The 14,847-nt window shown below is 67.1% G+C and carries 10 protein-coding genes; 5 read left to right on the top strand and 5 right to left on the bottom strand.

Features of this window, described 5'->3' with window-relative positions:
• From DES45_RS25575 to DES45_RS03990, 4 genes are all read left to right on the top strand, one after another.
• On the top strand, positions 1-3,226 hold a 3,226-nt coding region (locus tag DES45_RS25575; protein ID WP_245429728.1), incomplete at its 5' end, for a response regulator.
• The gene (locus DES45_RS03980) at positions 3,223-5,283 is read left to right on the top strand and encodes a response regulator (protein ID WP_114768643.1); all 2,061 of its coding nucleotides are present in this window, start codon (positions 3,223-3,225) and stop codon (positions 5,281-5,283) included. The genes DES45_RS25575 and DES45_RS03980, both read left to right, overlap by 4 nt.
• A gap of 83 nt (positions 5,284-5,366) precedes the next feature.
• Positions 5,367-6,302: a class I SAM-dependent methyltransferase gene (locus tag DES45_RS03985; RefSeq protein ID WP_245429729.1), complete on the top strand. Its 936-nt coding sequence runs from the start codon at positions 5,367-5,369 to the stop codon at positions 6,300-6,302.
• A complete protein-coding gene (locus DES45_RS03990) occupies positions 6,299-7,042 on the top strand; it encodes a pseudouridine synthase (RefSeq protein WP_114768644.1) in 744 nt (247 codons plus the stop codon). Before DES45_RS03985 ends, DES45_RS03990 begins: the two co-directional genes overlap by 4 nt.
• A gap of 15 nt (positions 7,043-7,057) precedes the next feature.
• Here the strand turns inward: DES45_RS03990 and iolB are convergent, their stop codons facing one another.
• The 5 genes from iolB to DES45_RS04015 are packed head-to-tail and all read right to left on the bottom strand — an operon-like array spanning position 7,058 to position 13,665.
• Positions 7,058-7,855 carry a 5-deoxy-glucuronate isomerase gene (iolB, locus tag DES45_RS03995; protein ID WP_114768645.1) on the bottom strand — a complete coding sequence of 266 codons (798 nt, stop codon included), beginning with the start codon at positions 7,853-7,855 and terminating at the stop codon, positions 7,058-7,060.
• 12 nt (positions 7,856-7,867) lie between these two features.
• On the bottom strand, positions 7,868-8,752 hold the full coding sequence (gene iolE / locus DES45_RS04000; protein WP_114768646.1) for a myo-inosose-2 dehydratase: 885 nt from the start codon (positions 8,750-8,752) through the stop codon (positions 7,868-7,870).
• Positions 8,753-8,773: 21 nt separating this feature from the next.
• The gene (gene iolD / locus DES45_RS04005) at positions 8,774-10,621 is read right to left on the bottom strand and encodes a 3D-(3,5/4)-trihydroxycyclohexane-1,2-dione acylhydrolase (decyclizing) (protein WP_114768647.1); all 1,848 of its coding nucleotides are present in this window, start codon (positions 10,619-10,621) and stop codon (positions 8,774-8,776) included.
• Positions 10,618-11,733 carry a hypothetical protein gene (locus DES45_RS04010; RefSeq protein WP_114768648.1) on the bottom strand — a complete coding sequence of 372 codons (1,116 nt, stop codon included), beginning with the start codon at positions 11,731-11,733 and terminating at the stop codon, positions 10,618-10,620. The genes iolD and DES45_RS04010 overlap by 4 nt, the downstream gene beginning before the upstream one ends.
• Positions 11,734-11,751: 18 nt before the next feature.
• Complete coding sequence (locus DES45_RS04015; RefSeq protein ID WP_114768649.1) at positions 11,752-13,665, bottom strand: bifunctional 5-dehydro-2-deoxygluconokinase/5-dehydro-2-deoxyphosphogluconate aldolase; 1,914 nt, start codon at positions 13,663-13,665, stop codon at positions 11,752-11,754.
• A gap of 152 nt (positions 13,666-13,817) precedes the next feature.
• Here DES45_RS04015 and iolG point away from each other — a divergent pair, with 152 nt between their 5' ends.
• Entirely contained in the window at positions 13,818-14,807 is a 990-nt protein-coding gene (gene iolG / locus DES45_RS04020) for an inositol 2-dehydrogenase (protein ID WP_114768650.1), read from the top strand.
• Positions 14,808-14,847 lie beyond the last annotated feature (40 nt).

Genomic DNA, 14,847 nt, shown 5'->3' on the forward strand with positions numbered 1-14,847 from the left:
GAACGGCAATCTCTCCAAGAAGATCACCGTCGACGTCAAAGGCGAGATGCTGGAGCTGAAGAACACCATCAACACCATGGTGGATCAGCTCAACTCCTTCGCATCCGAGGTGACCCGCGTCGCCAAGGAGGTGGGAACGGAAGGCAAGCTCGGGGGTCAGGCTCGCGTGGAAGGAGTGTCGGGCCTGTGGCGCGACCTGACCGACAACGTGAACCAGCTCGCCGCGAACCTGACCAACCAGGTTCGCGCGATCGCCGAGGTGGCGACCGCGGTGACCCGCGGCGACCTGACCCGGTCGATCACGGCCGAGGCCCTGGGCGAGCTCGCGGCGCTCAAGGACAACATCAACGAGATGATCCGCAATCTGCGCGACACGACGCAGAAGAATGCGGAGCAGGACTGGCTCAAGACCAACCTCGCCAAGTTCACCCGCATGCTCCAGGGCGAGCGGGACCTGGGCATGGTGTCGAACCTCATCCTGTCGGAGATCGCCCCGCTGGTGAACGCGCAGCGCGGCGTGTTCTACACGGTCAATGGCGAAGGCGGCGAACCTGCCCTGGAGCTGACGGCATCCTATGCCTTCACCGAGCGCAAGAGCCTCGCCAACCGGTTCCGGCTGCGCGAGGGCCTCGTCGGGCAGGTGGCCTACGAGAAGAAGCGCATTCTCCTGACCCAGGTGCCTGGCGACTACATTCCGATCAGCTCGGCCCTCGGCGAGGCGCCGCCGCTCAACGTCATCGTCCTGCCGGTCCTGTTCGAGCAGGAGGTGAAGGCGGTGATCGAGCTCGCCTCCTTCAGCCGCTTCAGCGAGACGCACCAGTCCTTCCTCGACCAGCTCACCGAGTCGATCGGCATCGTGCTCAACACGATCGCGGCCAACATGCGCACGGAAGGCCTCCTCAAGCAGTCGCAGCTCCTCACCACCGAGCTGCAGAGCCAGCAGGAGGAGCTGAAGAAGACCAACGACCGCCTCGAGCAGCAGGCCGCGACCCTGCGCCAGTCCGAGGAGCTGCTGCGCCAGCAGCAGGATGCCCTGCGCCAGACCAACGAGGAGCTGGAGGAGAAGGCACGCCTTCTCGAGATCCAGAAGAAGGAGGTCGAGACCAAGAACCTCGAGGTCTCGCACGCCAAGTCGGCCCTGGAGGACAAGGCCGAGCAGCTCTCGCTGACCTCGCGCTACAAGTCCCAGTTCCTGGCCAACATGAGCCACGAGCTGCGCACGCCGCTCAACAGCCTCCTGATCCTGTCCAAGCTGCTGACGGAAAACCCGGACGGCAACCTCACGGAGAAGCAGCGGGAGTTCGCCAAGACCATCCATGCCGCCGGCTCGGATCTCCTGGCCCTCATCAACGACATTCTCGACCTGTCGAAGATCGAGTCCGGGACGGTCAGCCTCGAGCTTACCAACGTGGGCTTCCAGGAGCTTGCCGACAACATGGAGCGCACCTTCCGGCAGGTGGCGATCGAGCATGACATCGACTTCAACATCGTCCTCGATCCCAAGCTGCCCGCAACGGTCCGCACGGATTCGAAGCGGCTGCAGCAGGTCCTGCGCAACCTCCTGTCGAATGCCTTCAAGTTCACGGAAGAGGGCAGCGTCACGCTGAAGGTCGGCTCGGCCGAGGGTTCGCCCCTGCGGTCCGGGAGCGACTGGATCTCCCTGTCGGTCACGGATACGGGCATCGGCATTCCCGAGGACAAGCAGCGCATCATCTTCGAGGCGTTCCAGCAGGCGGACGGAACCACGAGCCGCCGCTACGGAGGAACGGGCCTCGGCCTTGCCATCAGCCGCGAGATCGCGCGCCTCCTCGGCGGCGAGATCGTCCTGACGAGCGAGCCCGGCAAGGGATCGACCTTCACGTTGTTCATGCCGCTCCAGGCGCCGGTCGGGACCGATGTCGAGACCCGCGCCGGCAGCCTGGACGGCGGGTTCAACCGGCCGGCGATGCCGAGCGCCCTTGCGTCCTTCTCCGACGACCGTCATGCCATCACGCAGGGCGATCACGTGGTGCTCATCATCGAGGACGACGCGATGTTCGCATCCGTCCTCCTGGAGCTTGCGCGCGAGCAGGGCATCAAGGGCCTGATCGCCAACGACGGCGCCACCGCGCTCGCCTTGGCCCACCGCTACAAGCCGCATGCGATCACCCTCGATATCGGCCTGCCCGACATGGACGGATGGGCGCTGCTCGACCTGCTCAAGCACGATCCGCGCACGCGTCACGTGCCGATCCACGTGATCTCCGTGGACGATCAGAAGAAGCGCGGCCTGCGCGCAGGCGCCTTCGGGTTCCTCGAAAAGCCCGTGGACCGGGACGCCCTCATGAAGGCGCTCGCCCGCACCCGGGACTTCATCGACCGGCCCGTGAAGAACCTGCTCCTGGTCGAGGACGATTCCAACCAGCGCATGAGCATGGTGGAGCTGCTGAAGGACGGGGACGTGGAGGTCACGGACATCGGCACCGCCAAGGCGGCGCTCGAGGCCGTCGAGGCGAGGCGGTTCGACTGCGCCATCATCGATCTCGGGTTGCCCGACATGCCGGGGGCCGAGCTGATCGAGCGCATCCGGAGCATCCGGGAGAGCGACGAGCTTCCGGTCATCGTCTACACGGGAATGGAACTCTCGAGGGCGGAGGAGAGCCGTCTCGAGAGCATCGCCTCGACGATCATCGTCAAGGGAACGGGGGCTCCCGAGAAGCTCTTGAGCGAGACCACCCTGTTCCTCCACAAGGCGATCGCGAATGGAGGAGACGGTGACGAGCCGCAGCCTATCAAGCTCGAGCGTCCGAGCGAAGTGTCGCTTCAGGGACGCAAGGTGCTTATTGTCGATGACGACGTACGCAATATCTTCTCCCTCACGAGCGCGTTGGAGCAGCATGGGATGAACGTCGTCTTCGCCGAGAACGGCCGCGAAGGCATCGACATGCTGAAGAACACGCCCGATGTGGACGTCATGCTGGTCGATATCATGATGCCGGAGATGGACGGGTTCGAGACGATGCGCGAAATCCGGAAGCTGCCGGAATACAAGAGCCTGCCGCTCATCGCCGTGACCGCCAAGGCCATGAAGGGCGACCGCGAGAAGTGCCTGGAGGCGGGAGCGACGGACTACGTGTCCAAGCCCGTCGACATGGACCAGCTCCTGGCCGTCCTGCGGATCCAGCTTTCGGGCAGCACCTACACATCCGGCAGGCCCGGGGCTGCGATGGATGGGCTTCGTCTATGACGATATCTTTCGGCCAAGACGACCCGACGCCCTGGGCTGAGGGCAAGCCTTCCTATGCGGTCCCCCGGCCCGTCACGGCCAAGATCCTCGTGGTCGACGACGATCCGCGCAATCTGCTGGCCGTCCGGGAGATGCTGCAGGCGCCCGAGGTCGAGATCGTCACCGCCGAGTCCGGCAAGGATGCGCTCCGGCACGTCCTGAAGGACGACTTCGCGGTGATCCTGCTCGACGTGCAGATGCCGGGCATCGACGGCTACGAGGTCGCCGGGATGATCCGGTCGCGCGCCCGCTCTTCGCGGGTGCCGATCCTGTTCCTGACGGCCTTCAACAAGGACGACCTGCACATCTTCCGCGGCTACAGCGCCGGCGCCGTCGACTATGTGTTCAAGCCCATCGAGCCGCTGATCCTGAAGTCGAAGGTCGACATCTTCGTGGATCTCCACCGCAAGACGGAGGAGATCCGCCGGCAGGCCGAGGAAGAGCGCCGTCTCCTGCTGGAGAACCTCCAAGTGCGCAGCGAGAAGCTCAAGACCGAGCAGATGCTGCGGCGCCGGGAGGAGCACCAGTCGATCGTGCTCAAATCCCTGCCGATCGCCCTGTTTACGGCCTCCCTCCAGGAGGACCACCGGCGGCTGCATTTCACCAACGACAGCATCACGGCGATCACGGGCTTCGACAAGCAGGCCTTTCTGGAGCGCGAGGACTTCTGGTCCTCGCACGTCCACGAGGATGACCGGGAGCGCGTCCTCGGGCAGCTGCGCGACCTGAAGGACCTGGGCTCCGTCTCTCTGGAGTACCGCTGGCGTTGCGCCGACGGCAGCGACCGGCACTTTCTGGACCACACGGTGGTGATCCGCGACGACGAGGACAAGCCGCGCGAGATCTTCGGGATGTGGTTCGACATCACCGAGCGCAAGCAGCTGGAGCAGGACCTGCTCCACGCCAGCAAGCTCGAAGCCGTCGGCCGCCTCACCGGCGGCATCGCGCACGACTTCAACAACATGCTGAGCGTCGTGATCGGCAATCTCGACCTGCTCCAGAAGTCGCTGAAGGGCAACGAGCGCGCCCAGAAGCGGGTGAAGATGGCTCTGGAGGGCGCGCAGCGCTGCGCGGACCTGACCCATCGCCTGCTCGCCTTCTCGCGTCGCCAGCCGCTTCAGGCCACGACGATCGACGTGGGTGCGGTCATGTCGGGGCTCCTGGAGCTGATGCACCGGACGCTTGGCGAGAACATCCGCATCGAGCTGACCGGCCTCGACGAGATCTGGCCGATCCATGTGGACCGGGCCCAGCTCGAGGCGGCCCTGCTCAATCTCGCGGTGAATGCGCGCGACGCCATGCCCAACGGCGGCGAGCTGAAGATCCATCTTGAGAACAGGACGGTCGACGGGCCGGTGCAGACCGGCGACTACGTGGTGATTTCCGTGGCCGATACCGGCATCGGCATGCCGCCGCACGTTCTCGAGCGCGTCTTCGAGCCGTTCTTCACCACCAAGGAGAGCGGCAAGGGAACGGGCCTCGGCCTCAGCATGGTGTACGGCTTCGTGCAGCAGTCGAACGGCCAGATCGAGGTCGACAGCACGCCGAACGAGGGCACGACCATCCGCCTGTTCTTCCCGCGCTCGCAGAACGAGGTCACGACGGGGCGCAGCGACATCCAGCCGGACGACATGGAGGCGTTCGGCAAGGGCGAGGCCGTCCTCGTGGTCGAGGACAACTCCGACGTGCGGCAGGTCGCGGTCTCGACCCTCAAGTCGCTCGGTTTCACCGTGACCGAAACCGAGACGGCGGATGCGGCCGCGGACCTCCTCAAGAACAGCTGCGACTTCAAGCTCGTGCTCAGCGACGTCCGCATGCCCGGCAAGCTGAACGGCGCCGATCTCGCCGGGCTGATCCGGAAGAAATACCCGGATGTCCGGGTGCTCCTGACCACCGGCTATGTGGAGGACGCGGAGCTGATCGAGGAGATCGATCTCCTCTACAAGCCCTACCGTGCCGCCGACCTGGCCCACAAGATACAGTCCATGGCGCCTCACGCCGCGCCTGCGTCCCCCTGACCGGGGCGCAGGTCTCTCCGTCCTGCCCACGGAGGCGGGCTTACTTTCCCGGCCCCACCGGTATAGGAACGCCGGGACTTACGGTGGATCAGGACGACGTGCACGAGACAGGTTCCTTTGGCGTTTATGGCAGCCCGCCGGCCGAGTTGGCGGCCGTTCCGGAGGGCGCGATCCAGTTCTCCCCTCTCGTTCCAGGGGCCTCGGCCCTGGAGGCGCAGGGGGAGGCGACTCTTTCCGGCATGGTGCTCCTGGCGCCGCCCGGAACCATCGAACGCCGCTATACGGTGGCGCTTGCCCTGAAGGCGCTCGCGCCTGGCGGAGCCCTGACCGTCCTGGCTCCCAAGGACAAGGGCGGGTCGCGACTGCGCAAGGAGCTGGCGGCCTTCGGCTGCTCGGTTTCGGAGGACGCGCGGCGGCACTACCGCATCTGCACCTGCGCGCGGCCCGAGGCTCCCACGGGGATCGAGACCGCCCTCGACGAGGGCCGGCCGCGCTTCGTCCAGGAGTTCGGGCTCTGGACGCAGCCGGGCGTGTTCAGCTGGAACCGGATCGACCCCGGCAGCGCGCTCCTCGCCCGGCATCTTCCGGGTCTTTCGGGACGCGGCGCGGATCTCGGCTGCGGCATCGGCTTTCTGGCGATCGGCATCCTGGCGTCATCGAAGGTCGAGCACCTGACCCTGGTGGATGTCGACGGGCGTGCGGTCGAGATGGCCCGGCGCAATATCGAGGACCGGCGCGCGAGCGTCCTGTGGGCCGATGTGCGGAGCCTGGATGTCGCGCAGCTCGGGCGTCTCGATTTCGTGGTCATGAACCCGCCCTTCCATGACGGCGGCGCCGAGGACCAGAGCCTCGGACAAGGCTTCATCCGCAAGGCCGCGGAGGCGCTGCGCCCGGGCGGCCTGTGCTGGCTCGTGGCCAACCGGCACCTGCCTTACGAGGCCGTGCTGAAAGCGGCTTTCAAGCGGGTCGCGCTCAAGGCGGAAGCGGAGGGCTACAAGATCTACGAGGCCCAGAAATGAGCAAAGGCTCCCAGACCCTGAGGCTCGACAGGCTCCTGTCCAATCTCGGCTACGGCTCGCGCCGCGAGGTGCAGCAGATGGCCTGGGGCGGCCTCATCACCCTCGACGGCGCCGCGATCGAGGATGCGGACGAGCGCATCAAGGTGACGCCGGACCTGCCGCAGCGGATGCGCGTGAACGGCAAGCCCCTCGACCCGCCGCCGGGCCTGACGCTGATGCTGCACAAGCCGCTTGGCACGACGTGCTCGCACAAGGAGGCCGGGCCCCTCGTGTACGATCTGCTGCCGCAGCGCTGGCGGCGGCGCGACCCTGCGATCTCGACCATCGGCCGCCTCGACAAGGAAACCTCCGGCCTGCTGCTCATGACCGACGATGGCACGCTTCTGCACCGGATCATCTCGCCGCGCGCCAACGTGTCGAAGCGCTACCACGTCACCCTGGCGCGCCCCTTGCGCGGCGACGAGGCCGAGATCTTCGCATCGGGCACGCTGATGCTGGAGGGCGAGGACAAGCCGCTCCTGCCGGTCGGGATGGAGGCGCTGTCGAGCACGAGCGCCTACGTCACGCTGACGGAAGGACGCTACCACCAGGTCCGCCGCATGTTCGCGGCGGTGGGCAACCACGTCGAGGCGCTGCACCGCGACCGGGTCGGGAATCTGGCATTGCCCGAGGATCTCGAGCCTGGGCAATACCGCATCATGAACGAGGCCGACATCGCCCTCGTCCTGCCGCCGAAATAGGAGGCCGCACTTGCCTCAGGCCACCATCCACTCGTGCGCCGGGTCGTTGTGGAACTTCCAGATCCGCTTCGGTCCCGCCATCACGTTGAGGTAGTAGAGCTCGTAGCCGTGCGGCGCGCCGACCGGGTGATACCCTTTCGGCACCAGCACCACGTCGCCGTCGCTCGCGGCCAGCGTCTCGTCGAGGGAGCGGTCGTCCGTGTAGACCCGCTGCAGCGCGAAGCCCGAAGGCGGGTTCAGGCGGTGGTAGTAGGTTTCTTCCAGCAGCGACTCGTTCGGCAGAGCATCCCGGTCGTGCTTGTGCGGCGGATAGCTCGACCAGTGGCCCGAGGGCGTGATGACCTCGACCACCAGCAGGCTCTCGGCCGGTTCCGTCTCGGGCAGAATGTTGCGCACGTGGCGCGTGTTCGTGCCCTTGCCGCGCGTCTCCTGTCCCACCTGGTCCGGACGGATCACCCGCGCCGGCAGCTTGCCTTCCGCCGGCGCCGTGCAGACGGCGATCTCGCAGTCCGTCTCCGCATGGAGCGACCAGTTCGACCGCGCCGGCGCATAGAGCGACCACGGGTCGGGCTCGAACGGGGAGGAGCGCCCGCCGATCACGCCGAAATCCTCAGCCCCCGCCGCCACGCGGGCCTTGCCGGACAGTATGACGATGCAGGCCTCGCGGCCGCCCGTCTCCTGGCGCAGGCTCCGGCCGGCTTCGAGCCGGTAGACCTCGAAGCCCACATAGGTCCATCCGGCGGAGGCCGGCGTGATGGAATGGATGCGGCCATCGGCATTCGGGTTCGACGGCTTGACGAGGAGTTTCGACATCGGCGGCTCTCCTTATCGCAGTCCGGCTTCCTTCAGGAAGCGGGTGAGGTTGGCATAGCCCATCTTGGCATAAGTGAGCGGATGAGCCTTCTTGGGATCCTGCTCGGCCTCGATCACCACCCAGCCGCTGTAGCCCGGCAGTTCCTTGAACACGGAGACGAAATCCACCATGCCGTCGCCCGGCACGGTGTAGACGCCCTCGATGACGGAATCGAGGAAGCTCCAGCCTTCGGCCTTCGACTTCTCCATTACGTCCTTTCGCACGTCCTTGGTGTGCACGTGGCTGATGCGGTTGCGGTAGCGGCGCGCGAGATCCGCCGGGTCCGCGCCGCCCCAGGTGGCGTGGCCCGTGTCGAGCAGCAGATGCGCGGGTTCGCCCGTGGCGTTCATGAAGGCGTCGATGTCGGCCTCCGACTCCACGATGGTGCCCATGTGGTGGTGATAGACGAGGCGCACGCCCTCCTTGAGGGTCTGCTCGGCGACCTGCGTGACGCGGCGGCCGTATTCGGCCCAGTCGCCGCTCTTCATCACCGGGCGCTGCGACAGCGGCTTCGAGCGGTCGCCGTGGATGGCGTTCGAGGTCTCGGCGAAGACGAGCACGTTGGAGCCCATCGCCTTGAGCAGGTCGAGATGCGGACGCAGCGCCTTCATTTCGGCCTCGGCATCGCGCTTCAGCAGCTCGGCCGAGTACCAGCCCGACACGCAGGCCATCCCGAAGGGCGCGAGCGCCTTTTTGAGGGCCTCCGGCTCGCGCGGGAACTTGTTGCCCAGCTCCATGCCCTCGAAACCGGCCTCCTTGGCCTCGGCGAGGCAGACCTCCAGCGGCGTCTCGCCGCCGAGTTCCGGCATGTCGTCGTTGGACCAGCCGATGGGATTGGCCCCGATGCGGATCGTCATGTTCTCGTCTCTCTTCCTTGGTCAGTCGCCGACACGCTGTGACGCGATGGCATTTTCATAGTTCTTGCGGGCCGTGTTCACTTCGGTCCGTGTGGACACTTCCGGCACCGCCACATCCCACCAATGGCCGCCCGCGTCGGTCGACGCCAGCGGATCCGTGTCGATGACGATCACGGTGCTGCGCTGGGCGGACCGCGCCTTCCTCAGCGCGTCCTCCAGCTCGCCGATGCCCTTCACCTTCACGGCCTCGGCCCCGAGGCTCGCCGCATGGGCCGCGAAGTCGATGTCCGGCAGGGTCACGTGGTTGGTGTGCTGCAGGAGGTTGTTGAAGCTCTCGCCGCCGGTCGCGCGCTGCAGGCGGTTGATGCAGCCGAAGCCCCGGTTGTCGAGGAGCACCACGGTCAGCTTCTGGCCGAGCATCACCGAGGTGGCGAGCTCGGAGTTCATCATGAGGTACGAGCCGTCTCCCACCATCACGATGACCTCGCGGGAGGGATCGGCCATCTTCACGCCGACGCCACCGGCGATCTCGTAGCCCATGCAGGAATAGCCGTATTCCATGTGGTAGCCGAGGGCCGCGCTCGCCTTCCAGTGCTTGTGCAGCTCGCCCGGCAGGCCGCCCGCGGCGCAGACCACCACGTCGGTGGGCGAGGCGGTGCGCTGCACTGCCCCGATCACCTGCGCGTCGGACGGGAGTTCCGCATTGGTCGGGTCCGTATAGCGGGCGGCGGTGTCGAACCAGCGCGCCTTCTCGTCGCGGGCCTTCGCGGTCCAGCCCTCCGGCGCCTTCCAGCCTTCGAGCGCCCGGCTCAGTTCCTCCAGTCCGACACGTGCATCGGCCACCAGCGGCTGCGCATTGTGCTTCGCGGCGTCGAAGCCCTGGACGTTCAGGCCGACGATGCGCCTGTTCGGGTCCTTGAACAGGGCCCAGGAGCCGGTGGTGAAATCCTGAAGCCGGGTACCGACTGCGATCACCACGTCGGCTTCTTCCGCGAGCGCATTCGCGGCGCCCGTGCCGGTGACGCCGACGGAGCCGAGGCAGGCCGCGTGGTCGTGGGCTAGGCTCGACTTGCCGGCCTGCGTCTCGCCGACCGCGATGCCGTGCTTCTCGGCGAAGGCCGCAAGGGCCTTCTCGGCACCCGAGTAGAGCACGCCGCCTCCCGCAACGATGAAGGGCTTCTTGGCCTTGCGGATGAGGTCGGCCGCGGCCGCAAGCTCGTTTTCGTCGGGCCGGATGCGGCGGGTCGTCCAGACCTTCTCGGCAAAGAAGCTCTCCGGGTAGTCATAGGCCTCGGCCTGCGTATCCTGGCAGAGCGCCAGGGTGACGGGGCCGCAATCGGCCGGATCCGTCAGTACGCTCATGGCGCGCTGGAGCGCCGGGATGATCTGCTCGGGACGGGAGATGCGGTCGAAATAGCGGGAGACCGGCCTGAAACAGTCGTTCGCCGACACGGTGCCGTCGGAGAAGCTCTCGATCTGCTGCAGCACCGGGTCGGGAATGCGGTTGGCGAAGACGTCGCCCGGCAGGAGCAGGACCGGCAGGCGGTTGACGTGGGCGACGGCGGCGGCCGTCACCATGTTGGTGGCGCCGGGGCCGATCGAAGTGGTGCAGGCCATCATGCGCCGCCGGCGCGAGGCCTTGGCGAAGGCGACCGCCGCGTGGGCCATGCCCTGCTCGTTGTGCGCCCGGTAGGTCGGCAGCCGGTCGCGCACCCCGTGTAGCGCCTCGCCCATGCCGGCCACGTTGCCGTGGCCGAAGATGGCCCAGACGCCGCCAAAGAGCGGGAGGACCTGCCCGTCGATCTCGGTTTTCTGCGCGGCCAGGAAGCGGGCGACCGCCTGGGCCATGGTGAGACGGATCGTGCTCATGCGTGCTCCATTCGAAGGGCGGCGTCGGCATGGGGCGGACGCAGCTTTTTGAGAGGTTCCGGCAGGCATTCCAGCATCCAGGCAGCGAGCGCCGCGCGGTGCCGGTGCAGCACGAGGCCCGCCGCGATGATGCCGATGCCGATGAAGGACAGAACGAACGGGAACAGGAAGGAATCGTTGAAGACCCGGATCGCTAGGTCGCCGAGATAGATCGAGACGCCGAGCGCGCCGAACAGCGCGAAGGCGCGCCGCACCAGGAAGACCGAGAGCAGGACGAGCGCCACGTTGATGAGGCAGTAGAAGGCTTTGGCCAACGCGCTGTCGCTGTGCGAGAGCGTAAGCGCGCCCCAGAACGCCATGAGGCCTGCAAGGTACAGCCAGAAGGCGACGTCCCGGTCCTCGTTGCGGCGGATGTCGACGAACCAGGCGACGCCGATCATCACGAGGCCGAAGACCATCGAGACGGCGCGCCGCGCGGCCCAGTTCTCGGACCAGCTCATCTCGCGCCCGTGCAGCAGCCAGGGCGTCAGGTCCATGGACATGAACCAGAGCGCGAGCGACACCACCGCGACGATGAACGGGACAGGATAGAATCGCAGGGCGATCAGGCCGACCGCGACGGTGGCGATCTCCATCGGCAGCCAGCTGCTCTTCACCCACACGAAGAAGTCCCGGTAGCGGCCCGGATCGCCGCCGTCGCCCCACAGGCCGAACTCCTCCTGGATGCCGTAGACCGCGAGCGGCACCATGGCGACCGCGACCGCGATCATCAGGCCGCCGGGCGTGCGCAGGGAGCCGTCGTTCCAGAGGCGGCGCCCGGCCATGAGGAAGAGAGCGCCGTAGATGAGCGCCGTGATGGTGAGCGCCTTGCCGCCCAGGGCCTCGAAGGCCAGGGTCGAGAACAGGCCCATGGCGCTCATGACGATGAGCGTGCCCGCATACCAGAGGAGGTGGACGAGATCGAATCGGACCTTCTCCGACTTAGGCATCGTCGGGGCTGTCGCCGTCGAGGCCTTCCGGGCCCTCAGGACCGCCAGAAGGCCGTCGAGCTGGTCTGGCGTGAGCGCGACGGCGCCCCCGGCTGCTTTGATGTCATCCTCGGTGAAGGACATGGCGACCTCGCTGCTCGATCAGGCAGCCTTCGCACGTCCGGCCACGCGCTGCCAAGCGTCGACGAGACGCTGGAAGCGTGAGGCCATGTCGCCGATGGCCGCCTCGTCCGAGATCTCGCCCTTCAGCCAGCGGCGCGCCGCGTCGTTGAAGATGGTGCGGCCGACTGCGAAGCCCTTCACCTGGGGCTCGCTGGCGGCGGCCGCGAAGGCGGCCTCCAGCTCGTCCTCCGGCGCTTCGAGCCCGAGCAGGACGATGCCGCGGCAATAGGGGTCGTTGCGGGTGATGACCTCCCCGATGGCGCGCCAGGCCGCGGTGTCGCGCTGGGGTTCGAGCTTCCACCAGTCCGGCTTGATGCCGAGGTCGTAGAGGCGCTGCAGCACGGCCGGGATCGTGTCGGGCTTCAGCGGGCCGTTCTTGCCGGCGATGATCTCGACCAGGAGCTCGCGGCTGATGCGGCGCGCGGCGTCGTGGAGGCGCAGCAGCTCGCGCTCCTGGCGCTCCTTCAGGTCGGCCGGATCGTCCGGATGGTAGAAGCAGAGGCACTTGATCGTGTGTCCGACCGGCCATTCGATGAGCTGGGCTCCCAGGCTGCCGCCGTTCTCGAAATCAAGCGGGCGCGAACCCGGCAACTCCACCGGGCGGCCGATCCAGAACGGGTGGTCGGCGGCGCGGAACAGGGCCTCGCGGCCATAGGTGCCGTCGATCAGCATGCCGAAGCCAGGCCGCCCGTCCGCCACCCGGGCCGTCGCCTGGACGGCCAGCACCTTGAACTCGGGAATGCGGTCGACCGAGGCGCCGACCTCCTTCGCCATGGTCTCGAGCTGCATGCGATGGTCGATGGCGAGCGCCATGAGGGTGTCGGGGGTGGGACGGCGGGTGGTCGCCCAATGGACGTGGTTGATGTCCTGGTCGAAGCGCAGGGCCTTGTGGAGGCTGCCATGCTTCAGGAAGTATTGCAGCTCCGTGAAGGTCGGGATCTCAGGCGAGCAGAGGAGCCGCGAGACCGCGAAGGCGCCGCTCGCATTGGCATAGGCGCAGCAGGTCTCCAGCGCCTCGTCCTTCAGCCAGCCGCGCAGGAAGCCGGACATGAACGCGTCGCCGGCGCCGAGCACGTTGTAGACCTCGACCGGGAAGCCCGGCCCCTTCACGCCGTCGTCGAGGGAGGCCGGGATCTCGCCCGGGAACACCACGCAGCCCATGGGGCCGCGCTTGCACACGATGGTGGCCGTCGAGACGGCGCGGATCGCCTGGATAGCCGCGAGCGTGTCCTCGGAGCCGCCGGCGATGTGAAGCTCCTCCTCGGTGCCTACGATGAGGTCGCAGTCGGCCAGGATCGGCTTCAGGTGCTCGGTCACCGCATCGGAGCGGACATAGCGCGAGTCGCCGGCCCCGTGGCCGAGGAGGCCCCAGAGGTTCGGGCGATAGTCCACGTCGAACACGACTTTCCGGCCGTTCGCCTTGGCGATGCGGATGGCCTTGCGCTGCGCGGCTGCGGTGTTCTCGCGGGAAAAATGCGTGCCGGTGACCACGATCGCGCCGGCCGACGCGATGAAGGCCTCGTCGATGTCGTCCTCGCAGAGCGCCATGTCGGCGCAGTTGTCCCGGTAGAAGATCAGCGGGAAGGAATCCTCGTCGCGCACGCCGAGGATTACCAGGGCGGTGAGGCGCTGCGGATCGGTCACGATGCCGTCCGTCGCCACGCCCTCGCGCTCCATCTGCTCGCGGATGAACCGGCCCATGGCCTCGTCGCCGACGCGGGTCACGAGGCCGGACTTCAGCCCGAGCCGCGCGGTTCCGATCGCGATGTTCGACGGACAGCCGCCGACGGCCTTGGAGAAGGAAGCCATGTCCTCGAGGCGCCCGCCGACCTGCTGGCCGTAGAGGTCGACCGAGGCGCGGCCGATGGTGATGACATCCAGGGTCGGCTTCATGCTATCCCTCCCGCTCCCGAAGACGGTTCTTCAACCGTGTTCTGGCCATTTTGCGGCTCTTGCAGCTATGGAATGTTTATTCTATTAGCAGTTTGAGCTGGAACATCAATTCCAAATTTGCCTATGAGCCGGCAAAAGATCCCGGGGGAAACATGATCAGGATTGCCGTATTGGGAGCAGGCCGCATCGGCCGCATTCACGGACGCAACGCCGCCGACCACGCCGACGCCCGGCTCGTGGCCGTGGCCGATCCGCATGCGCCCTCCGCCCAGGAGCTGGCCGCCGCGACGGGTGCGGATGTCGCCTCCCTCGACTCCATCGTCGAGCGGTCGGACGTCGATGCCATCCTGGTCTGCACACCGACCACGACCCACGCGGATCTCATCGAGCGCGGCGCGCGCGCCGGCAAGGCGGTGTTCTGCGAGAAGCCGGTCGATCTCTCCAGCGCCCGGATCCAGACCTGCCTGGCCAATGTCGAGAAGGCCGGCACGCCGCTCATGATCGGCTTCAACCGCCGCTTTGACCCGAACTTCGCGAGCCTGCGCCGCCGCCTGGCGGACGGCGAGGTCGGCGAGGTCGAGATCGTCACGATTCTGTCGCGCGATCCCGGCCCGCCGCCGGTGAGCTACATCGCCACCTCGGGCGGGCTTTTCCGCGACATGATGATCCACGACCTCGACATGGCACGCTTCCTGCTCCTCGGCGACGAGCCGGTGGAGGTGCACGCGGTCGGCTCGTCCCTGGTCGATCCGGCCATCGGGCAGGCGGGCGACGTGGACACGGCGGCCGTCATGCTCAAGACCGCCAAGGGCCGTATCGTCCAGATCTCCAACTCCCGCAGGGCCACCTACGGCTACGACCAGCGCATCGAGGTCCACGGCTCGAAGGGCATGATCCGCGCCGGCAACATCCACCGCACCACCGTCGAGGTGGCGACGGGCGCAGGCATCACGGCCGACCCGGTCCAGGACTTCTTCCTGGAGCGCTATGCCGACGCCTACCGGGCCGAGCTCGACGCCTTCCTGAAGGCCGTGAAGGCCGGCACCGCCTGCGACCCGACCGGCTACGACGGCCTCATGGCCCAGCGCCTCGCCGATGCGGCGACGGAATCGGCGCAGTCGGGCAAGCCCGTGAAGCTCTAAGGTTTGGTCACACAGGCAATATGGAGGCCGGGCATGTCCC

The organism is Microvirga subterranea, from assembly GCF_003350535.1.
Classification (GTDB): Bacteria; Pseudomonadota; Alphaproteobacteria; order Rhizobiales; family Beijerinckiaceae; genus Microvirga; species Microvirga subterranea.